This window comes from Sphingobium sp. CCH11-B1, assembly GCF_001556865.1.
In the GTDB taxonomy this organism is placed as follows: Bacteria; Pseudomonadota; Alphaproteobacteria; order Sphingomonadales; family Sphingomonadaceae; genus Sphingobium.
In genome coordinates, this window is record NZ_LSJY01000120.1 from 1 (window position 1) to 715 (window position 715).

Here is a 715-nt window from a genome sequence, read left to right on the forward strand (position 1 = left end):
GATAACGGTGACACCGAAGCAAGCCATCGCAAGGAAGGCGATTGGCCCAGATCGCGGATTCGTGATCGAATTCCAGGCCCTTTTCCAAGTCTAAATTTCGCAGATCCTCGCAAAGGCTGCCCAATGCGATGCGCTGGCGGCCATCCCGGCGTCAAAACTCTGTCTTCCGGTCCGCTGCCGCCGGACCGCGCATGGCGGCGAACCATGCAGCCGCTTCGTCGCGCAAGGCATCTGAAGGCCTATCGATCATCATTCACCATCCAGCGCTTGCGCGATCCGCGCGCTCGCGCGGCCGAAATGATATTGGACAGTCGGGATAGAGACGCCAAGTTCCTCGGATATCTGCTTGTAGGCCATGTTTTGGCACGCTGCATGATAAAGACCTGCCGCGTCTTGTGGGGAAGGGCACACGGTCTTTCGGTAGAGACACTGGGCGTCGGCTGCCTCGATCGCAAGGCCCTGATCCGGCTCCACTGCAATTTCGAGATGTTCTGATGTCTGCTTCCCAAAGGCGGCTTCCGCGCGTTTGGTCCGACCTGTGCGATCAACGAAAAGGTTGCGAGCAATTCTCTGTAGGTACGAAGCTGGATGGGAGAGGGGCGTCTTTCGCATGGGCGGTGAGCCTCACGAAAGCTTCCGGCACCAAATCGGAAGCATCATTGAGGATCAGCGTGCAATAGGCACCCCCTTCGTGGGGTGATCGGCGTGCAAAAAG

Annotated in this window: 1 protein-coding gene; it reads left to right on the plus strand. The window is 58.3% G+C overall.

The window, feature by feature from the left end; genetic code table 11:
- Positions 1-495: hypothetical protein (locus AX724_RS24520; protein WP_231736676.1), on the plus strand; the 495-nt coding region annotated here is incomplete at its 5' end.
- Positions 496-715: the final 220 nt, after the last annotated feature.